General features: G+C 31.6%; 22 protein-coding genes and 1 riboswitch. Of the genes, 2 read left to right on the top strand and 20 right to left on the bottom strand.

The genetic code is table 11. The features are described from left to right. Nucleotides 1-34: 34 nt before the first annotated feature. The 13 genes from JK634_RS19955 to gnd form a co-directional block, all read right to left on the bottom strand. Nucleotides 35-952 carry a transketolase family protein gene (locus JK634_RS19955; protein ID WP_202769520.1) on the bottom strand — a complete coding sequence of 306 codons (918 nt, stop codon included), beginning with the start codon at nucleotides 950-952 and terminating at the stop codon, nucleotides 35-37. After that, entirely contained in the window at nucleotides 952-1,773 is an 822-nt protein-coding gene (locus JK634_RS19950) for a 1-deoxy-D-xylulose-5-phosphate synthase N-terminal domain-containing protein (RefSeq protein ID WP_202769519.1), read from the bottom strand. Before JK634_RS19950 ends, JK634_RS19955 begins: the two co-directional genes overlap by 1 nt. A gap of 106 nt (nucleotides 1,774-1,879) precedes the next feature. Then, complete coding sequence (locus JK634_RS19945; protein ID WP_202769518.1) at nucleotides 1,880-2,581, bottom strand: HAD family hydrolase; 702 nt, start codon at nucleotides 2,579-2,581, stop codon at nucleotides 1,880-1,882. Between the two features lie 43 nt (nucleotides 2,582-2,624). Further along, the gene (locus tag JK634_RS19940; protein WP_202769517.1) at nucleotides 2,625-3,260 is read right to left on the bottom strand and encodes a bifunctional 4-hydroxy-2-oxoglutarate aldolase/2-dehydro-3-deoxy-phosphogluconate aldolase; all 636 of its coding nucleotides are present in this window, start codon (nucleotides 3,258-3,260) and stop codon (nucleotides 2,625-2,627) included. Next, nucleotides 3,260-4,345, bottom strand: a complete 1,086-nt coding sequence (gene uxuA, locus JK634_RS19935) for a mannonate dehydratase (RefSeq protein WP_202769516.1) — start codon at nucleotides 4,343-4,345, stop codon at nucleotides 3,260-3,262. Before uxuA ends, JK634_RS19940 begins: the two co-directional genes overlap by 1 nt. A 12-nt stretch (nucleotides 4,346-4,357) precedes the next feature. Continuing rightward, nucleotides 4,358-4,810 (bottom strand): PTS sugar transporter subunit IIA, encoded by a 453-nt coding sequence (locus tag JK634_RS19930; RefSeq protein ID WP_202769515.1) that lies wholly within the window; start codon nucleotides 4,808-4,810, stop codon nucleotides 4,358-4,360. 3 nt (nucleotides 4,811-4,813) lie between these two features. Beyond that, nucleotides 4,814-5,701 (bottom strand): hypothetical protein, encoded by an 888-nt coding sequence (locus JK634_RS19925; protein ID WP_202769514.1) that lies wholly within the window; start codon nucleotides 5,699-5,701, stop codon nucleotides 4,814-4,816. 55 nt (nucleotides 5,702-5,756) lie between these two features. Continuing rightward, a complete protein-coding gene (locus JK634_RS19920; RefSeq protein WP_202769513.1) occupies nucleotides 5,757-6,260 on the bottom strand; it encodes a PTS sugar transporter subunit IIB in 504 nt (167 codons plus the stop codon). Nucleotides 6,261-6,280: 20 nt separating this feature from the next. Beyond that, entirely contained in the window at nucleotides 6,281-7,138 is an 858-nt protein-coding gene (locus JK634_RS19915; RefSeq protein WP_202769512.1) for a PTS system mannose/fructose/sorbose family transporter subunit IID, read from the bottom strand. A gap of 12 nt (nucleotides 7,139-7,150) precedes the next feature. Beyond that, on the bottom strand, nucleotides 7,151-7,981 hold the full coding sequence (locus JK634_RS19910; RefSeq protein WP_202769511.1) for a PTS mannose/fructose/sorbose/N-acetylgalactosamine transporter subunit IIC: 831 nt from the start codon (nucleotides 7,979-7,981) through the stop codon (nucleotides 7,151-7,153). A 10-nt stretch (nucleotides 7,982-7,991) separates the two neighbouring features. Beyond that, a complete protein-coding gene (locus tag JK634_RS19905) occupies nucleotides 7,992-9,095 on the bottom strand; it encodes an iron-containing alcohol dehydrogenase family protein (protein WP_202769510.1) in 1,104 nt (367 codons plus the stop codon). 11 nt (nucleotides 9,096-9,106) lie between these two features. After that, nucleotides 9,107-10,108, bottom strand: coding sequence for a D-isomer specific 2-hydroxyacid dehydrogenase family protein (locus JK634_RS19900; RefSeq protein WP_202769509.1), 1,002 nt, complete (start codon nucleotides 10,106-10,108; stop codon nucleotides 9,107-9,109). Between the two features lie 2 nt (nucleotides 10,109-10,110). Beyond that, the gene (gene gnd / locus JK634_RS19895; RefSeq protein WP_202769508.1) at nucleotides 10,111-11,013 is read right to left on the bottom strand and encodes a phosphogluconate dehydrogenase (NAD(+)-dependent, decarboxylating); all 903 of its coding nucleotides are present in this window, start codon (nucleotides 11,011-11,013) and stop codon (nucleotides 10,111-10,113) included. 429 nt (nucleotides 11,014-11,442) lie between these two features. Here gnd and JK634_RS19890 point away from each other — a divergent pair, with 429 nt between their 5' ends. Next, on the top strand, nucleotides 11,443-12,291 hold the full coding sequence (locus tag JK634_RS19890) for a MurR/RpiR family transcriptional regulator (protein WP_202769507.1): 849 nt from the start codon (nucleotides 11,443-11,445) through the stop codon (nucleotides 12,289-12,291). Nucleotides 12,292-12,427: 136 nt separating this feature from the next. Here the strand turns inward: JK634_RS19890 and rlmD are convergent, their stop codons facing one another. The 7 genes from rlmD to JK634_RS19855 form a co-directional block, all read right to left on the bottom strand. Next, a complete protein-coding gene (rlmD, locus tag JK634_RS19885) occupies nucleotides 12,428-13,783 on the bottom strand; it encodes a 23S rRNA (uracil(1939)-C(5))-methyltransferase RlmD (protein ID WP_202769506.1) in 1,356 nt (451 codons plus the stop codon). 64 nt (nucleotides 13,784-13,847) lie between these two features. After that, entirely contained in the window at nucleotides 13,848-14,237 is a 390-nt protein-coding gene (locus JK634_RS19880; RefSeq protein ID WP_202769505.1) for an RDD family protein, read from the bottom strand. A gap of 175 nt (nucleotides 14,238-14,412) precedes the next feature. Further along, a complete protein-coding gene (locus tag JK634_RS19875) occupies nucleotides 14,413-15,219 on the bottom strand; it encodes a MetQ/NlpA family ABC transporter substrate-binding protein (RefSeq protein WP_202769504.1) in 807 nt (268 codons plus the stop codon). A gap of 33 nt (nucleotides 15,220-15,252) precedes the next feature. Next, nucleotides 15,253-15,894 (bottom strand): methionine ABC transporter permease, encoded by a 642-nt coding sequence (locus JK634_RS19870; RefSeq protein ID WP_202769503.1) that lies wholly within the window; start codon nucleotides 15,892-15,894, stop codon nucleotides 15,253-15,255. Beyond that, nucleotides 15,895-16,857, bottom strand: coding sequence for a methionine ABC transporter ATP-binding protein (locus JK634_RS19865; RefSeq protein WP_202769502.1), 963 nt, complete (start codon nucleotides 16,855-16,857; stop codon nucleotides 15,895-15,897). A gap of 93 nt (nucleotides 16,858-16,950) precedes the next feature. Then, a riboswitch (SAM riboswitch) is annotated at nucleotides 16,951-17,067 on the bottom strand. 165 nt (nucleotides 17,068-17,232) lie between these two features. After that, complete coding sequence (locus JK634_RS19860; protein ID WP_202769501.1) at nucleotides 17,233-17,436, bottom strand: DUF350 domain-containing protein; 204 nt, start codon at nucleotides 17,434-17,436, stop codon at nucleotides 17,233-17,235. Between the two features lie 79 nt (nucleotides 17,437-17,515). Beyond that, nucleotides 17,516-18,142, bottom strand: a complete 627-nt coding sequence (locus JK634_RS19855; RefSeq protein ID WP_202769500.1) for a ComEA family DNA-binding protein — start codon at nucleotides 18,140-18,142, stop codon at nucleotides 17,516-17,518. A 121-nt stretch (nucleotides 18,143-18,263) separates the two neighbouring features. Between JK634_RS19855 and JK634_RS19850 the strand changes: the two genes are divergently transcribed. Further along, nucleotides 18,264-19,538, top strand: coding sequence for a D-alanyl-D-alanine carboxypeptidase family protein (locus JK634_RS19850; RefSeq protein ID WP_202769499.1), 1,275 nt, complete (start codon nucleotides 18,264-18,266; stop codon nucleotides 19,536-19,538). The last annotated feature ends 23 nt before the right edge of the window (nucleotides 19,539-19,561 follow it).

The raw sequence follows: 19,561 nt of genomic DNA, 5'->3' as shown, positions 1-19,561 counted from the left end.
ATTTATAGAGTATTGTTGATATTCATGATTTTTCTTAAAATGACTTTACTATTTCAACTATATGTTCTGCCGTTAAATTATATTTTTCTAATAAAACTTCAGCACTTCCTGAGCTTCCGAATTCATCATTTATTCCAATTCTCTTCATTTTTACCGGACATTCTTCAATTAAAACTTCAGCAACTGCTGAACCTAAACCACCTATTATGCTGTGTTCTTCAACAGTCACTACCTTACCTGTTTTCCTTGCAACCTCAACAATTAAATCTTTATCAATTGGTTTTATAGTTGAAATATTTATAACAGTTGCATTGATTCCTTGCTCTTTTAATGTTTCAGCAGCTTGAATTGCTTTTGCTACCATTAACCCTGTTGCTATTATTGTTACATCATTACCTTCATTTAAAATTTCACCTTTTCCAATTTCAAATTCATAACTTTCATCATGAATATCTGGAGTTGCTGATCTTCCCAGTCTTATATATACTGGTCCATAATATTCTTTTGCAGCTAATATCGCTTGTCTTGCTTCTTCAGCATCTGATGGATTTATTACTACCATATGAGGTATAGTTCTCATTAAAGATATGTCTTCATTACATTGATGACTTCCACCATCTTCTCCAACTGTTATTCCTGCATGAGTTGCCACTACTTTTACGTTTAGGTTAGGATAAGCTATTGAATTTCTGATTTGTTCAAATGCTCTTCCTGCTGCAAACATTGCAAATGTACTTGCAAATGGAATTTTCCCACATGTAGCAAGACCTGCCGCTGTTCCCATCATGTTACATTCTGCTATACCTAATTCTATATATCTTTCAGGTGCATATTTCTTAAATTCAATACTCTTTGTTGCTTTACCTAAATCTGCTTCTAATACAACAACATTTTTGTCTTCTGCCAATTCTTTTAATATTTGTCCATATGCTTCTCTAGTTGCTACTCCCATTAGTTTTCGCCTCCTTCTAATTCAGCTAATGCTTTCTTAGTTTCTTCTTCATTTGGAGCCGTTCCATGCCATGCACAATTATTTTCCATAAATGAAACACCTTTACCTTTTTCAGTATTACAAATTACAATTGTTGGTTTACCTTTAGTAGCTATTGCTTCATCTATTGAGTTTGCTATTTCTTCAAAGCAGTGTCCATCTGCAATTAATACATTCCATCCAAATGCTTTAAACTTTTCATCAATTGGGTTGATGCTCATTACTTCTTCATTTGATCCATCTATTTGTAAGCCATTTAAATCAAGGAATGCTGTTAAGTTATCAAGTTTGTAGTGAGCTGCGCTCATTGCAGCTTCCCATATTTGTCCTTCTTGAACTTCTCCATCTCCAAGTACTACATAAACTCTATATGAACTGTTATCTAACTTTCCAGCTAGTGCCATACCATTTGCTGCTGATAATCCTTGACCAAGTGATCCTGTTGACATATCTACTCCAGGTACTTTTTTCATATCTGGATGTCCTTGTAATTTTGAACCGTATTTTCTTAGCGTTATTAATTCTTCTTCTGGGAAGAATCCTCTTTCGGCTAATGTTGCATATAATGCTGGTGCTGAATGACCTTTTGATAATACCAATCTGTCTCTATCTGCTTTTTTGGGATCCTTTGGATCTATGTTCATCTTTTCAAAATATAAAACTGCTAAAATATCTGCTATTGATAAAGATCCACCAGGATGCCCCGATCTTGCTGATGATACGGCTTTAATAATGTTTACTCTTATGTTATTAGCTACATTTTTTAATTCTGATGTATTCACTAATCTGTACCTCCTAATATTAAATTTTGTATTTTACTACATATCCTAAATACGCCTGTAATTATACTAATATATTGTGAAATGAAACTTTTGGTCTCATAAAATATTATTTCAAATAATCTATAACTTCTAATAAATCTTTAAAAATTTCTACATTCTTTGGTTTCGTAATAAGAAATTCTTCAGGATTTCTCAATAATGGATGCTTTCCTTTGTGTGTTGGTAAGTTAGATATGTCATCTGGAATTAGAAGAGGCGTAATACCTCCTTGCAAAGCAGCTTTAATACCTACTACAGAATCTTCTAATACTAAAGCACGTTCAGGTGCAACATTTGCTTTTTCACACGCCTTTAAAAATATTTCAGGATTTGGTTTTCCAATACGGACTTCATTTCCTGCTACAATAATATCAAATACATCTGGCATATCTTCAATTTTAAAATAGTATTCTATTTTCTCTCTGCTTGTGGAAGAAGCCAACGCTATTTTATAATTATTCTTCTTTAAAAATTCTAATAGTTCTAATAAACCTTTTTTCTTGTATACGCGTTTCTCATCACTTAAAATTTTTTCTCTGTTTAAAATGATTTTATCTCGCCATTCAGATACAGGAGCATCCTTTCCGTATAATTCTTTCATTCCCTCGCGGATCTCGGGATCTCTTCGTCCAGTCAAATAGTAATATACGGACTGATTCACAGTAAAATCAAGATCTTTAGCACTCTCTAAATATGCACGATATGCTAGTTGTCCAGTATCAAACATTAACCCGTCCATATCAAATATAACTAATTCAGGTTTTTCCATAATTACATAATCCTCCTTACAAAAAAAAGCCGTGCCTATTGCACTAAGCTTTAATTTGATCAGCTAATGATTTTAACAAGTTGCTTGTCTTTTCTTTACCTTCCTCTTTAATCATTTTTTCAGAAATAATAAAAGATCCACCAACCGCTAAAATATTATCATTGCTAACATAATCCATAAAGTTATCTGCATTAATTCCTCCGGTCGGCAAGAATTTCACATCATAGAATGGTCCACTTAATGCTTTAATTGCTTTTAACCCGCCATAAATATCTGCTGGAAAATACTTCACAACATGAAGTCCATAACTAACGACCTTTTGAATATCCGTTGGAGTTGCTGTTCCAGGGAAAACTGGAACTTTGTTTTCAATACAGTATTCGATTATCTCTGGAATCACTGCTGGAGAAACAATAAAACTTGCTCCATTTTCAATTGCACTTTTAGCTTGCTCTAATGTACGTACAGTTCCTGCTCCAACAATCAAATTACCAGATCGTGAAAGTTTATTAATTGCTTCTAAAGCCAGATTGCTTCTAAATGTGACTTCTATAAAAGGTACATCATTCTGCAAAAGAATCTCTTCCAAATCATCTAAATACTTCAAATCAGTCGCAGTATAAAGCGGTAATAACTTTATTTCTCCTAATTTTTTATATACATCTACATTTACACTCATTATTTTTGCTCCAATCCATTTTCTTTTTGAGATTTTGTGATAGCTTCATGCAATCCTCTTAAATATGTAAAACCTAATGCACGATCATATAAACCATACCCTGGCATTGCTATTTCATCCCAAATTGAACGACCATGATCTGGACGGATGACACCATCAAAATTAACATCTATAAGTGCCTTCATAAGAGCATACATATCCAATGATCCATCAATACTCAAATGAGCAGATTCTCTAAATTTTTGTTTTCCCAAAAATTCAACATTTCTTAAATGTACAAATTGAATTCTATTTCCTAGTTCATGTATGACTTTGACTAAATCCGTTTCTGGATTTGCTCCTAAAGATCCTGTGCAAAGTGTTACACCATTATAAGGAGAATCAATAATATTTATTATTCTTTTATAATCCTCTAAATTTTTTGTTACCCTTGGAAGATTAAAGATTTCCCATGGTGGATCATCCGGATGAATCCCCATTTTCACATCAACTTCCTCACAAACAGGAATAACTTTTTTTAGAAAGTATGCAAGATTGTCAAATAAATCTTCTTCTGTAATATTTTCATACATTTCCATCAAGTCATTAAACTTTTTCAGACGTTCTTCTTCCCATCCAGGTAATTTAAACCCATTAGATTGACTATTTATAAGTTGGAACATCTCACTGGCATCCATATGTTCTACAACAGACTGATCAAACAACAATGAATAACTACCATCTGGATTTTCATATTTCAAATTTGTCTTAGCCCATCCAAAAATCGGTTTAAAACTATAACATACTAAATGAATATCACATGCTGCTAAATTTCTAATTGTTTGAATATAATTATCAATATAATGATCACAATCTTTTGTTCTTGCTTTAATTGCATCATGAACTGCAACACTTTCAATGCCAAGTAACTCCAATCCTTCTTTTTCAATTGAAGCCTTAAATTCTTTAATTTCATCAATTTCCCAAACATCTCCAGGTAACTTATTTAATAAGGTCCCTACAACACCATCTGTTCCTGGAACTTGTCTAAAATGTTTTAAAGGAATAGAGTCTTTCGCTCCATACCATCTGAATCCCCACTTCATTTTATCCCTCCATCAAAAATCATCATCTTCGTCAACCTCATTAGCATCTACATCAGCAGGAACATGCCATGAGCTAATACATTCTCTTGCTTGTTCTGCAGCTGATTTTGCAACTATTTCAATTTGTGTACCTAAAATTTGATGATTGATTATTTCCAATAACATAGGTAAGTTAACTCCACCAATAATATAAACCTTATCTTTTAGTTCTGGATCTAACTGATTTGTAACAAGAACTGATTGGTTATATGGGCTTGCGCTCACTAAATCAACCAATACCACAACACCATCACCTTGATTTACTTCTAAAATAGCGTTATTTATCTTCTTACCAAGCTTCTCAACATCATCTCCTGCATTCAAATTTACAGTTATTATATTTTCAGTATTTCCCATAATAACTTCAGCTGCATCTTTGATACCGTTGCTTAAAGTACCATGTGTGGCGATTACAATTCCTAACATAACTTAATCTCCTTTTATAGTTTGATTTAACAATTCTATTGCTTGATTAAAATGGTTATAATTTAAATTTTTCTTATTTAATTTTGACTTATCTAAATGAAACTCATTATTTTGATTCATATCCGCAGAAAATAAGTAATTGATTTTATCTTTAGGTGATACATATCGGAGCTTTTTAGATTCAGCAAGCTCTTCTTTAAATTGTGGACCCATTACATTTAAAGTAGCATCTGCTCCAATAGAATCTAAATAATAAACCTTTGCATTCTTTTTTACAGAACTAATTAAGACATCTAATCCTCGTTCACCATAACAACCTTCATCAATAAATGCATAAGCCACTTTTCTTTGATTTTTATTCTCTGTTAACATCTGTAGCAAGCAAAGTATTGACGATGTATTTCTTATTAAATTCTTTCGATTCCACGTACCTTTTGATAGCTTTGATAAAATTATAAAATACCCGCCATATATTAGTGCAAGACATGCTGTTTGCACAGAAAATAAAACAAAAGGTGCGGAAACCAATTTCATGTATAAAAGTGTTCCTAGAATACCCAAGAAAGCCCAAATTAGAGATGAGTAAATACCAGCTTTTGTAGTTTGTTTTTCTTGTTTTTTTCGATCAAACAATACATAATCACCTAAATGGGCTGGAGGTGTATCATAATAAGTGCAAACGATTTGATCTGCCTTTTCAATATCTCCAACATACACATTTCGTGCACTGTCTTTTTTTTGATTCCTATATTCGATTACGGAAATATCTTTTCGCACTTGTGATATATCTGTTACAAGCGCCTTCAAAAATCTAGTTTTCTCATTATTGCTGTTCCGTGAGCGATACATAAAGGAATACCTAGCTAATCTATCGTTAAAAATATCATCCATGATAAACCTCCAATTTTTATAATAGGGAAAATAATAATCTTTTATTTAAAAACAATTATTTAAATTTACTAACAACATCTTTCAATTCTGTTTTAGGAGCAGAAGGAGTGGCTTGGAAATAGATATTCTCTACTCCATATTTCTGTTTCATTTCTACTAATCTATCCACATCCTCTTTGTTTATATAAACAGATTTTGTAACTAGTAAATCTTTATTTGCATCTTTTTGTGCAATACCTCCAATATTCAACTCTTTCATTGGTACTCCATGCTTAACTAAGTCATACATAACTTTTACAGTTTTTGCTATCAAGATACAATTATAATCTTTGAACTGATATTCATCCCAATAAAATTTAGCTTTCTCTGGCGTAATTACTATTGTCTTTTGCCCAGTACGGCTACCTGCATTTTTATATAACTCTCTCATGAATTTATCGTTTGCTACAACTTCATCCACTACAAAGATTGAATTTACCCCGCTCTTCTGTGAAAGAGTCACCATAACTTGTCCATGAATTAAACGTTCATCTACTCTTGCTAAATTTATAACACCCATTTTTCAAATCTCCTTTTTAGTTATAGAATTCCAATACCAGCTAAAACAATTAAAATTAATGTTAACAATAATAATGCCTTTGTAACTTTTAAACCTTTTTTATTATAGAACCAATAAACTCCCATAACTACTGCCAATGGTAAAATACCTGGAACAATAGAATCTAAAATACTTTGGATAACGAATTTCTTTCCTGAAATTACAAAGTTTAAAGTTGAACTAACTTTTACATAGTTACCTGCTAAGATTCCCATCATATATATACCTAAAACAGATAAAGTATCGATTGCAGTCTGAACTCCTGTACTTGCCATCAATCCTGTTGCGTTACGTCCCATATTGAATGCTTGACGAGAAAAGAATATACCTAATAAGACCTGATAAATTGCAAAACAAACGAATGGGAACAATGCTCCTAATGCACTACCTTGCTGAGCCCAAGGAACAGCTATGGCAATAAATATATATTGTACAGTCCCTGAGTCAATTGCATCACCAATTCCGGCAAGTGCACCCATCAAACCAGCTTTTGTGTTATACATCAAATCGTCTTTCATTGTTATTTCTGATTTTTCATATTCTTCTTTTGCACGTTGTGATTCCATAGAAGCCATTAAACCAGTAATAACTCCACCACCCCAGGTTAACTGAGTATTGAAAAATAATAGTTGTCTTTTATAAGCAGCTTTTAATGATTCATCATCTTTATATAGTTTTCTTAAAATTGGCATCATTGCATACAATAAAGAAGATGCAAGGTATCTTTCGAATGAATGTGGAATTTCATTTGCAAGATGCCATCTTAAATATGCTTTAGTAACATCTTTTTTTGTAATCTCTTCTGGAGCTCCAACAGCTCTTTTTACATTTTCGCTCATTTTATCCTCCCCTTAAAACCCATCATCGTAATCATCTTCATCTAATATCTCTGTAGCCTTAGTAGTAGCTGCAATAGGAATATTCTTTCCTTTTTGAGACATGCTGAAAATTAAAGCTATCACTACACCAAACACAGCATAAGTTACCATTGTAATATTCAATGACTTTAATGAAACACTCATGAAATATGCCAATAAAAAGAATACTAAGTAATCTTTACGTCCAATTACATAAACTGTTGTGGCAATACCAATAGCAGCCAATCCACCACCAACAACATCAAGGATGTGAATAACATAAGTTCCTTTCAAAGCATTGATTACATCTGCAATCATTGGTGCCCCAAAATATAAGGCTATAAATACTAATGGTACAAATAGAAGAAATGATGCAATTGTAGGTAAAACAATGATTGAACGTTTAATAGCGCCATCATTTAAATCTTCTACAGCTTTATCTGTATATTTACCTAAGAATGTATTGATAAAAAAACGGAATTGATATAAATAACTTCCTAACAAACCAACTGGTACTGCGACAGCAATAGCTGCTTCAGGCTTTAAATTTCCTAATAAAGCAACTGGTACTGCAATAGCTGCTGCAATAGATGGTTCTGATGGCATGGATCCTCCTGGAGAGAAAACACCCATATAGATCAATTGTAGAGCTGCTGTAACAATCATTGCTTGGGTAACATTTCCCATAACAATACCAACAATCAACCCAGTCATTAATGGTGAAAATCGAAGCGTTAATGTAGCTCCTCCACCTAGCCATCTTGACATAACCGCTCCAACCCATAAAGCGATTAAAAAACTCTGTAATACACTTAAAGTTTCCATTACTCTTCTTCTACCTCTCTTCTATATATTTTTCTAAATCAAAAATTGTTTTTTTCAAAATCTCTGGTGTAATTAAAATGGGAATCAAATGAACTTTTTCTTTTGAATCAATAAAACCAACTATATCATCAAGAACGTTTTCATCTTCTGGATACAATCCCATATAATGTAGAGATACAGGCAGTTTCAAATCTGAATAGAAAGGCATTAAAGAATCAATCGTCGACCACTTGCCTTCTAGAGCCAACTGATATAAAATCCCATAAGCTACTTTTTCGCCATGTAGATATGAATGGCTTTCCGGAATATATTTAGCGATTGCATCATGCATTGCATGTGCTGCGGCATTACGGGCATATTTATCTCCCAATCCTCCACATAAACCTGCAACTGCTATTACAATTTCAGATAAATGTACAAATTCTTCCGAAACTACTTTATTCTCCATATCTTTCATTGCTTTAGCCGATTGTTTTACAATTGATTCATTACATAACTTTGCAGTATAACTTGCTAACTTCAAAAAAGGTTCGTTCTGTAAATGTTCTTGAGCTAAAATTGAATCTGATTCATACCACTTTGCAATTGTATCTGCCAAACCTGCAATGAAATAACGTACTGGAGAATCAATCACTAAATACGGATCTGTTATCAAGAAAACGGCCTGCCTCATATAATGCTCAGTTTTTCCTTCTGATTCTCCACTTTCTTTATACATAACAGATAAAGGTGTCCACGGTGCACAATTACTAACCAATGTTGGAACAACACCATATTTAACATTACAAATATGAGCAGCATATCCAACGAGATCTACAAGCTTTCCGCCACCAACTCCAATAATAAAATCGATATCATTTTCTTCAACTATTTGTGCAATTAAATCTGCACCATAATAGCTACATTCACCTGTATATTGATGATAGAAAACTTTTTGCTCTATCGTTTCTAAAAACTTCATTTTAGGCTTAGCTTTTTCCCAAGAAATTGTTCCATGTACAATCAAGATATTCTTTGATTTATGTTCTCTTAATAATTCCGGAATAAAATCAATTGCACCTTCATGATACCTATAGAACTCAGGACCAACTTTAACCTTTAAATCTGTCAACATTTTGCTCACCCCTATTCTTTGATAAATTTACTTGCAGGCTGAATTGCCCTTTCCGGTAAAACACCTTGAACTATTTGCTCTACATCTGTCACACATTTATTTCCCATTTGCTCTAGACATTCTATAGTATAAGCTGACGTATGAGGAGTCATTACAACGTTATCAAATTCCAAATATGGGTGACTCTTTCTTCCTGGCTCTTCTTCTAAAACATCTGTCGCAAAACCAGCAATTTTTCCTGATTTCAATCCCTCAACAACTGCATTTTCATCCAATAATGCTCCTCTCGCACTATTCGATATATAAACACCGTCTTTCATTTTTTCTATTTCGTTTTTAGATATCATATGATAATTTTCTTCAGTTAAATTTGCACAAATACAAATGATATCAGAGGAAGTCAACAATTCATCTATTTCAACTTTTCTTGCTCCATAAGTCTGTAAATATAGATCTGACTTGTATGGGTCATAGGCCAAAACATTACATCGAAAACCATTTCTAACAATCTCTACTACACAACTTCCTGTATTCCCAACCCCAATAACACCTACTGTTTTATTGAAAAGTGTATGTCCAACAAATTTAGCTCGATCTTCCCAACGATCCGCTTTAACTCTATTACTGGATTCTACTGTTTTTCTTAATACAGCTAACAAATTTGTAATGTTGTTTTCTGCGACTGCGTCTCGTTCTACTAAAGCCGGAACTATTGCAACAACAGTATCATGTTCTTTTGCTGCATCGATATCAATATTGTTATATCCAATTCCATGACGTGTAATCAGCAAAAGCTCATCTTTAGAATCAAAAAACTCTTTAGTAAAAAAAGGGGTTACACTTGCAATGATAATATTGTATCCATTTAATAATTTTGCAAGTTCTTTTCCATGCATTTCATTATCAACTTGAAAATAATCAACGGATCCTATTTTCTTCAAACGATTAATGTGTTCAGGGAATACCTTTCCAAAACTACTTGAATTAACAATGGCTATCTTATATTCTTTCATATCTACTTTTCTTTCTTTACTACGGCATGTCCACCAAATCCGTTACGTAAAGCTGAAACTACCTTAGCAGAAAAACTATCATCTTCCTGAGACAAATTACGCATAAATAAACTTAAAGCAATTGTTGGTACTGCAATTCCCATATCCAAAGCAGTTTCAATAGTCCATTTCGCCTCTCCAGATGCAGCAACAACTCCTCTATAGTCTTCTAAATTTAGACTAGCTTTAAATTGTGATTCAGCAATTTCCATAAGCCAGCCTCGAATAACAGATCCGTTGTTCCAAACCCTTGCAACAGCAGCTAGATCATAATCAAATTCACTTTCTTTAACAATTTGAAAACCTTCACCGATTGCTTGCATCATTCCGTATTCGATTCCATTATGAATCATTTTCAAAAAATGACCACTTCCAGATTGGCCAGTATATAAGTATCCATTTTCAACTGATATATCTTTGAAAATTGGTTCTATATACTTAAATACTTCAGGATCTCCACCAATCATCGTACATGCACCACCGAGTGCTCCAGAAGTTCCACCTGATGTTCCACAATCAAAATAATATACTTCTTTCTCCTTAAAAGTCTTTGCACGTCGTATTGATTCCTTAAAATTTGAATTTCCACCTTCAATGACAATGTCATTTGGAGAAAGTAACTTTAACAATTGATTCAATACAGATTCCGTAATTTCTCCAGCAGGTAACATAGACCAGATAACTCTCTTTTCAGTAAATGAAGTTATCATTTTCTCTAAATTATCAAATGTTTTGATACCTGCCTTTTCAGCATCTTCTTTTGCTTTGTCAGATAAATCAAATCCCATAACATCATAATTATGACTCTTTAAATTACATGCTATGTTTAAACCCATCTTGCCAAGACCTATAATAGCTATTTTCATATAATCCCTCCTCTTCATATTTTATATTATCAAAAAAAATTTTTTTTGTAAATATATTTATCGAAAAAATTTTTTTAGGAATTATATTTCTATTTCTACTCTCCACTTGCAATTTCAGAATTACTGTGATATTTATAATAAAGTGGCAGGAATATTAAGTAAAACTAACTTTGACTTGTTCTATCCAAGATATTGACTTAAAATTACTATTTGATATACTTATAAAAACACTATTTTTAACAATTTAATCACTTTTCATACATTATTAAACTCAATTATTTATCTTATATATAAACAAAAGACTCTATCTATTATTTTCTTTTATAGATTTAATTTATAAATATATTACTATTTAAAATATATATTAAACCGAAAACTTTTTATTGTTTTTAGAGTTACAATACATCGTTTATAGAAAGGAGGACCAATATGGATGTATCTGTTAGACTTAAAATTAAATCGTTATACAATGGATTAAGTGCTAAAGAACAAAATATTGCAGACTATATACTTGAAAATCCTATTTCTGTGGCTCACAATTCTATCAGCTATTTATCTGATGAACTCGATGTTGCAGGCTCTACTTTATTTCAATTCGCAAAAAAGCTAGGTTATTCTGGCTTTAAAGAATTAAAGATGGCTATCTTAATTGAAGAAAATAATTTTTCAACTACATCAATTCATGAAAACATTGAAATTGATGATAATGAATTGACTATGGCTCAAAAAGTCTTTGATTCAAACATTAAAACCCTAACCAATACTAAGAAGATATTACGCTTAGAGGATTTGAAAAAAGCGGCTGAAATTATATCAAATTCAAATCTACTATGTTTTTTTGGTCTAGGTGGATCAGCAATACTTGCAGAAGATGCCTATCATAAATTTTTACGTTCTCCAGCTCGTGTCCGTCATACTACTGATTATCATATGCAACTTATGGAAGCATCTTTATTAACACCACAGGATTGTGCAATTTGTATCTCACATACAGGAAAATCAAAAGAAACTATCAAAATTGCGGAAACAGTTAAAAATTCTGGTGCAAAAGTAATTGTTATCACTAGCCATGCATCTTCTCCTCTAGCTAAGATAGGTGATATCGTTTTTATTTCTATATCTGAAGAAATCGAATTTCATTCAGAAGCCTTATCTTCACGTATATCTCAATTAAGCATTCTAGATTCACTCTATGTAATTTTGATGTTTATGAATAAAGAAAAATCAAAAGAAGCTTTATCTAAAGTTAGACGCACTATATGGGAAGTAAAGCATTAAAATCTATGACAACAAGATTTTATTGAATCGTAATCAATTAATTGGAAATAAGTAACTTAACAAAAATTTGAATTAAAAACTATAAAAAAGCATCCATCTTTTTATTAAGATGAATGCTTTTCATTAATTTGAGACTCTATTGCTTGATTAACTTCACTACTGTCTCACAATGAGGTGTATTAGGAAACATATCCTTGCAAAGTGTTTTTTCAATTTTATATCCTGATGCAGTTAATGCCTTTAAATCCTCAACTAAAGACTTTGGATTGCAGCTTACATATATTATGTCTTTTACATTAAAGGCTATAACATACTTCATTGCTGTAGGATGCACTCCACTTCTTGGTGGATCTAATATTATTATATCTGGCTTATCTTTCACTTCGGTTATTACTTTAGCAATATCTCCAGCCATAAATTCACAATTATTTAATCCATTTAATTTAGCATTTTCATTTGCAGCTTCAACTGCTTCTTCAATAAGTTCGATTCCTACTACCTTTTTAGCTTTTGGAGCTGTTATTTGTCCTATTGTTCCTGTACCACAATATAGATCAAATACAACCTTATTTTCTCCATCCCCCATGAACTCTCTTACTATTGAATAAAGCTTTTCTGCTCCTTCTGTGTTCGTTTGGAAGAATGAGAATGGTGATATCTTAAATTTTAATCCCAAAAGCTCTTCCATTATATAATCTCTTCCATAAAGTAGATTTACCTTTTCAGGAAATACTACATCTGAAAAAGAATTATTCTCTGTATGAATAACTGATGTTAATTTTCCTTCATATGAAAGAGCTTTTAATCCTTCAAGATATTCATCCAATGAAAAGTCTATTTGTGTGGTAGTTACTAAATTAACCATAACTTCTCCGGTTTTTGCAGCTCTTCTTACCACTAGATGTCTTAAGTAACCTTCTCTTTTCATTACTCTATAATAGGGAAGATCTTGACCTCTGAAATAATCTAATGTGTATTTTATTATTTTTCTGAAATCTTCATGAACTATCTTACATTGATCAACCGTTATTATACTAAAAGGACTCCCTTTCATATGCATACCTAGGGTTAATTCTCCACCTTTTTCTTCATCTCCAAAGGTAAATTCCATTTTGTTTCTATATTCCCATTGGTTTGGACTTCCTTCAATGCCTAAAAACTCTCCTGTTTCTACATTGGCATTTTCAAAAAGTTCTTTAACCTCATCACGTTTTAGTTCTAATTGTTTATTATACGGAAGTGTTTGAGATGAACAACCACCACATCTTCCAAATATAGGGCATTTTGCATCTACCTCATATTCAGCTCTTTCTATAATCTCCAAAGGCTTTATTTCTGCATAATCTTTTTTCTTCTTTGTTACTTTTCCTTTAATAAGCTGTCCAGGATATGAATTTTTAGAATATACTATAAGCCCATCTACGTGTGCAATACCCTTTGAAGGAAATTCAGTTTTTTCAATTTTTAAAGTTATCTCATTTCCTTTTTTCATGAGTTAGAAGCTTCCTCCTCTGTTTATTCTTAAATATTTAATTAACAATAGTTATGTAAAAAGCCTATTGATTTAAGGCTTTTTCACCAATTGTTTTTCCATAAATACTTTTTACGATTGTAAAATACAATACACTACTTGCGATATAAGCAAAGAAATATATACCTAGAGTATCCATTATCTCATATCCTAATGGCATTAATATAAATTTAATTAAATAAAACAAGATAAATGCTGCAAATGCAACAATAGTCTGGTCAGCTATTGATATAATCAATCTTCCGAAAACCCCTATTTTTTTCTCAGCTTGTTTATCAGAATTCATTATATCTAAAAATTCCTTATTTGTTGTTGCTTTCTCTATATTATTTTCTGATTTCACTTCAGATTCTTCCTTCGATTCCTTAGTTATGTCCTCTATTACTTCTTCTACTTTTTCTTCATTAATACTCAATGTAGCTACCTCCCTACTATTTTACATTCTTTAAATATACTACAAAACCCTTTAATTAGCAAATTACAAAAAGTTTAAATAAATGTAAATTATAAAATTCCTTATTTATATTCTCAGTGAAATATTGGCAAATAAATAGCAGAGACAATTTGTCTCTGCTACTATTATGTTCTAATTAAAACATAGGTATTACTGCACCCTTATATTTATCTTCAATAAATTTCTTAGCATCTGGTGAATTAAGTGCATCTTTTAATACTTTAATTTTGTCACTATTTTCATCACCTTGTCTTACAACTAAAATATTTGCATATTTTTGAGCAAATTCTGAATCTGATTTTTCAGCTATTAATCCATTATCTGTTGGATTTAGTCCAGCATCTAAAGCATAATTTGCATTTATAACAGCTGCATCTACATCATCTAATGTTCTTGGTAATTGAGCTGCATCTAATTCTTTGAACTTAAAGTTCTTTGGATTTTCAGTAACATCTTTTGATGAAATTAACTCTCCATCTTTAACTTTGATTAAGTTGTTTGCTGCAAGTAATTTTAATGCTCTTGCTCCATTTGTTGCATCATTAGGGATAGCTATAGTAGCTCCATCTTTTAAATCATTTATTGATTTAGCCTTTTTTGAATATAGTGCCATTAATTCACTATGAACTTTAGCTACTGTTGCTAACTTATATCCTTTATTCTTCATTACTTCATCTAAGTATGGTTGATGTTGGAAGAAGTTTGCATCTAATTCCTTGTCATTAAGTGCTGTATTTGGTGTATTATAATCATTGAATTCAACAACTTTTAAAGTGTATCCTTGTTTTTCAACTAATGGCTTAATAGCATTCACTATTTCTGCATGTGGTTTTGGTGTAACTCCAATTGTTATAGTTTTATCATCAGCTTTTTTTCCACAAGCTGCTAAACTTAATGCTAACGCTCCTACTAATACTAATGATAATAATCCTCTTTTTTTCATAATAAGTCCTCCTTGTTTTTATAAATCATATATCTATTTTACCTGTTTCTTATAAATATAATTACCTAAGCTTTGTAATACTTGAACAAATACAATTAATACCACTACTGTATAGAACATTATCTGATTATCAAATCTATTATATCCATAATTAATGGCTGCACTTCCAAGGCCCCCACCTCCTATTGCACCTGCCATCGCAGAGTATCCTACAATGCTTATAATTGTTAAAGTGATACCTAAAATTATACTTGGCATAGCTTCTTTAAGCATTACCTTGAAAATTATTTGTGTATTGCTAGCACCAAAAGATTTTGCTGCTTCAATTACTCCCTTATCAACCTCTCTAAGTGCTGACTCAATAACTCTTGAAACAAACGGTGCTGCTGATATAGTTAATGGAACAATAGCCCCCTTAATTCCTATAGTTGTCCCAACTATAGTTCTAGTAAATGGTACTAGTACTACCATTAAAATAATAAATGGTAAACTTCTTAATATGTTAATTATTCCGTCTAATATACTGTATATAACCTTATTTGGTTTAAGTCCATCAGGTGCAGTAATTATCATTATAATTGCTGGAATAAATCCAATTATTATTGCAAATAATGTAGAAAAAAATGTCATTATAAGTGTTTCTTCAATTGCCGGTAATAATATACTTTCCCACATTTATAGCACCTCCCAGCTGATATTTTCATTCTTTAAGTATTCAACTACTTTTTCTTTATATTCATCATTTACATTTATAACTAAGCTGCCTAATACATCATCTCTAAATTTTTCAAGTTTGCCCCATACTATAGAAAAGTCTATATTAAGTTCTCTTGCCATCTTTGTAATTAATGAATTTTCACTTAAATCTCTTGGGAAGAATAGTCTGATATTTACCCCAACATCCGGAAGAGTTTCCTCTTCTTCTTCTCCTAAGAATTTCTTTAAGCTTAGTCCAGGTCTTAAGAATAATTCTTCTGCATTTCCTTCTGCTCTAATTACTCCACCTTCTAGTAGCGCAACTTTTTCGCATATTTCTTTAACTACTTCCATTTGGTGAGTAACAACTACTATTGTAATTCCTAGTTCCTTATTGATTTTCAACAATAATGATAGAATATCCTTAGTCATTTTAGGATCTAGTGCTGATGTTGCCTCATCACATAATAGTATCTTAGGATCTAACACCAATGCTCTTGCAATCGCAACTCTTTGTTTTTGACCCCCACTTAATTGAGATGGCTTACTCTTTTCCTTATCACTAAGCCCTACTAAATCTAATAGTCTATATACTTTTTCTTTAATATCTGCTTTATTGTATCCCCAAACTTCTAAAGGAAGTGCTACATTGTCAAATACATTTTTTGTTTGTAACAAATTGAAATTTTGAAATATCATCCCCAAATTTTTTCTAAATTCCCTAATTTCCTTAGTTGAAAGTTCTGAAACTTCTTGTCCCATAACTGTTAAACTTCCAGAGTCATAAGTTTCTAATCCATTGATGCATCTTAATAGAGTAGATTTTCCTGCTCCAGAGTGGCCTATAAGACCATAAATTTGTCCTTCTTCAATATTTAATTTAATGTCTTTAAGTACTTCTGTTTCATTAAAACTTTTGCTTAAGCCTTTAATTTGAATCATTAAGCTACCTCCACATGTCCTTTGTTTATCCGGATAAATAAAAAGCGCTTGGGAATAAACCCAAGCGCTGAAAAATAGCCACTGCAATTTACTCCCTTATCTCTCAGTTAAAAAATAACTGCAGGAATTAGCACCATACACAAGTTAAATGAAACCTATGTTGGTTGCCGGGCTTCACAGGGCCAGTCCCTCCACCGCTCACGATAAGAATTCGTTAATATTAATTTGTCTGCTATTACTATAATATAAATATTAATTAAATGCAATAAGAAATGTTTAATTTTTTAGAAGTTTTTAATTTTTTAGCGAAATTTTTAAATTTTATAAATGAATACCTTTAAATTTTTAAAACTTTCATTTTTATATTTATTATGTTTATGCTATTACTTTTGAGACAATTATAGCTATAGATATTAGTAACCCAGCAACAACAATAGCTACCGCCAAATTTCCCTTTTCTAATTCTTTATTGAAATCTGCTGGTATTATTTTGTCAAAAATAATATATCCAACCATCATAATAACTATACCAACAAGTCCGAATAAGACACTCAAACCAACATTTACTAATACGTCCATAAATACTCCCCCTTAGAATAATATAATTTAATTCTAATATAAATCCTTTCCAATTTCTAGGTTTTTTTATTATATATCTCTATATTGAAATTTTATCCTTCAATTTATCAAACGTTCCTTCACCAACTCTATCAATTTTTTTGAGTTCCTCAATAGATTTAAACCCTCCATTTTTTTCTCTGTATTCTATTATTTTTCCTGCCATTACTTTACCAACACCTGGCAATGTATCTAATTCAGCTTCTGTTGCAGTATTGATATTAATTATTCCATCTTGAGATTTTCCAGATAACGATGAAGATGCTAATGAACCTTCACTCCCCTGAGCCTTATTATCTATATTTCCTATGACTATACACTCATGATTTTGAAGCTCTTTGGCTAAATTTATATTCTTTGTATCAGCTTTTTCTGTTAACCCACCAGCTTCTGAGATTAAATCTTTAATAATCGATCCTTTCTCCATTATATATACTTCTGGTCTTTTAATTTCTCCTTTTATTTCAACAACTATATTCCCACCATTATTTTTAGCCGTAGCTGTAGCTTTATTGTCTTTTGAATCTTCTTCTACAAACATATTTTCTACTTCTTTATCTGATAAAGGCTTTGGAATATTTATATATGTATATATTCCAGCAATTAAGGTTAGAACTATTAATAGTATTACGATTCCTATTAGTTTTTCTTTCCTTGTAATTCTCATGTTTTCCTCCTTAAATTTTAATATATAATTAATTATTGACAAAAACTCCTCATTTATATAGTAATTTGACCACATTTTTGTTATACTTATTTTTATGAAATATGACATAATGGGGGATATTATGAGAAAAATTTCTTATTTTTTACTATTGATGATTTCTTTTACATTAATATTTAATAAAAATGTAAGCGCAGCTCCTTCTGTTCCTGATTTAGAAGCTGATGGTGTTGTACTAATGGATGCAACTACAGGAAAAATTCTATACAGTAAGAATAGTGAGAAATCACTTGCACCAGCTTCTACGACAAAAGTAATGACTGCTTTATTAGTTTTAAGAAATTCAAAGCTAGATGAAAAAGTTACCATAACCAAAAGTGCTACTGCAGTTGATGGAACACGAATCGGTCTAATTGAGGGTGAAGTATTTACCGTTAAGGATTTACTATACGGGATGCTCTTACTTTCAGCTAATGATTGCGCTGAAGCACTAGCTGAGCATGTCTCTGGCTCAAGTGAGGCTTTTGTTGAGCTTATGAATAAAACAGCTAAAGAATTAGGCGCAAATAATACTACTTTTGTAAATCCATCTGGACTTTATGAAGATGGTCACAAGACAACAGCTTATGATTTGTCACTTATTATGAGAGAAGTGTCAAAGAATCAAACTTTTATAGATATTTCTAGAACACCTGCATATGAATTTCCTGCATCTAATATAAACGGGGAAAACCACTGGGCAGATAATAAAAATGAATTAATTATGAAAAACAATAGATATTTTTATCAATATGCACTCACTGGTAAATGCGGATATACAACTCCATCAAAGCATACATATACTGCTGTTGCTGAAAAAGATGGTCAAAGATTAGTTGCAACATTTCTTTACTCCTCAAGTAAAGATAATTATTTTAGAGAGGCAAAGAATTTATTTGAATATGGATTCAATAACTTTAGTCTCGTAAAACTATATTCAAAAGGTGAAAAGTTATCTGATTATACTTTTAATGATTCTACCACAATGCCATTACTTGCTTCAGATGATATATCATATGTGTGTAAGAAAGGTGATGAAAGTTCAATTACAAAATCACTAGATATCGAAAATAAGGATTTATCAAACCTTTCCTTCACTAGTGGCCAAGAAGTATTATCAGCATCTGTTTCAGTAAATGGTCAGAAATATCAAAATATCCGTTTAAGTGCTGGAGAATCAAGAGAAATAAAACCAGTGCAAAAGAGTTTTAGTGATAAGCTTAAAGAAATGAAACCAGAGCTTGCCGCTGGTGGTGTAGTTGCAATATTTTTAGGTTTTTCCTTAATAAGATATAGATCTCGTGTAAAAAAAAGAAAGATTAAATCTAGATATTCAGATATAATAAACAAACTTGATTAAAAAAAAACAGATGGTACTCCATC

Source organism: Clostridium paridis, from assembly GCF_016765615.1.
GTDB classification, from domain to species: domain Bacteria; phylum Bacillota; class Clostridia; order Clostridiales; family Clostridiaceae; genus Clostridium_T; species Clostridium_T paridis.
This window is presented reverse-complemented; position numbering and strand designations above follow the sequence as displayed.

What these genes read in the sequence shown, in the direction of transcription:
- JK634_RS19940 (WP_202769517.1), bottom strand. Translation starts at nt 3,260, where the DNA reads ATGAGTGTAAATGTAGATGTATATAAAAAATTAGGAGAAATAAAGTTA.
- JK634_RS19870 (WP_202769503.1), bottom strand. Translation starts at nt 15,894, where the DNA reads ATGTGGGAAAGTATATTATTACCGGCAATTGAAGAAACACTTATAATG.
- JK634_RS19945 (WP_202769518.1), bottom strand. Translation starts at nt 2,581, where the DNA reads ATGGAAAAACCTGAATTAGTTATATTTGATATGGACGGGTTAATGTTT.
- JK634_RS19865 (WP_202769502.1), bottom strand. Translation starts at nt 16,857, where the DNA reads ATGATTCAAATTAAAGGCTTAAGCAAAAGTTTTAATGAAACAGAAGTA.
- JK634_RS19910 (WP_202769511.1), bottom strand. Translation starts at nt 7,981, where the DNA reads ATGGAAACTTTAAGTGTATTACAGAGTTTTTTAATCGCTTTATGGGTT.
- JK634_RS19925 (WP_202769514.1), bottom strand. Translation starts at nt 5,701, where the DNA reads ATGGATGATATTTTTAACGATAGATTAGCTAGGTATTCCTTTATGTAT.
- JK634_RS19875 (WP_202769504.1), bottom strand. Translation starts at nt 15,219, where the DNA reads ATGAAAAAAAGAGGATTATTATCATTAGTATTAGTAGGAGCGTTAGCA.
- JK634_RS19860 (WP_202769501.1), bottom strand. Translation starts at nt 17,436, where the DNA reads ATGGACGTATTAGTAAATGTTGGTTTGAGTGTCTTATTCGGACTTGTT.
- JK634_RS19900 (WP_202769509.1), bottom strand. Translation starts at nt 10,108, where the DNA reads ATGAAAGAATATAAGATAGCCATTGTTAATTCAAGTAGTTTTGGAAAG.
- JK634_RS19930 (WP_202769515.1), bottom strand. Translation starts at nt 4,810, where the DNA reads ATGTTAGGAATTGTAATCGCCACACATGGTACTTTAAGCAACGGTATC.
- JK634_RS19905 (WP_202769510.1), bottom strand. Translation starts at nt 9,095, where the DNA reads ATGTTGACAGATTTAAAGGTTAAAGTTGGTCCTGAGTTCTATAGGTAT.
- JK634_RS19850 (WP_202769499.1), top strand. Translation starts at nt 18,264, where the DNA reads ATGAGAAAAATTTCTTATTTTTTACTATTGATGATTTCTTTTACATTA.
- JK634_RS19955 (WP_202769520.1), bottom strand. Translation starts at nt 952, where the DNA reads ATGGGAGTAGCAACTAGAGAAGCATATGGACAAATATTAAAAGAATTG.
- uxuA (WP_202769516.1), bottom strand. Translation starts at nt 4,345, where the DNA reads ATGAAGTGGGGATTCAGATGGTATGGAGCGAAAGACTCTATTCCTTTA.
- JK634_RS19855 (WP_202769500.1), bottom strand. Translation starts at nt 18,142, where the DNA reads ATGAGAATTACAAGGAAAGAAAAACTAATAGGAATCGTAATACTATTA.
- gnd (WP_202769508.1), bottom strand. Translation starts at nt 11,013, where the DNA reads ATGAAAATAGCTATTATAGGTCTTGGCAAGATGGGTTTAAACATAGCA.
- JK634_RS19920 (WP_202769513.1), bottom strand. Translation starts at nt 6,260, where the DNA reads ATGGGTGTTATAAATTTAGCAAGAGTAGATGAACGTTTAATTCATGGA.
- rlmD (WP_202769506.1), bottom strand. Translation starts at nt 13,783, where the DNA reads ATGAAAAAAGGAAATGAGATAACTTTAAAAATTGAAAAAACTGAATTT.
- JK634_RS19890 (WP_202769507.1), top strand. Translation starts at nt 11,443, where the DNA reads ATGGATGTATCTGTTAGACTTAAAATTAAATCGTTATACAATGGATTA.
- JK634_RS19915 (WP_202769512.1), bottom strand. Translation starts at nt 7,138, where the DNA reads ATGAGCGAAAATGTAAAAAGAGCTGTTGGAGCTCCAGAAGAGATTACA.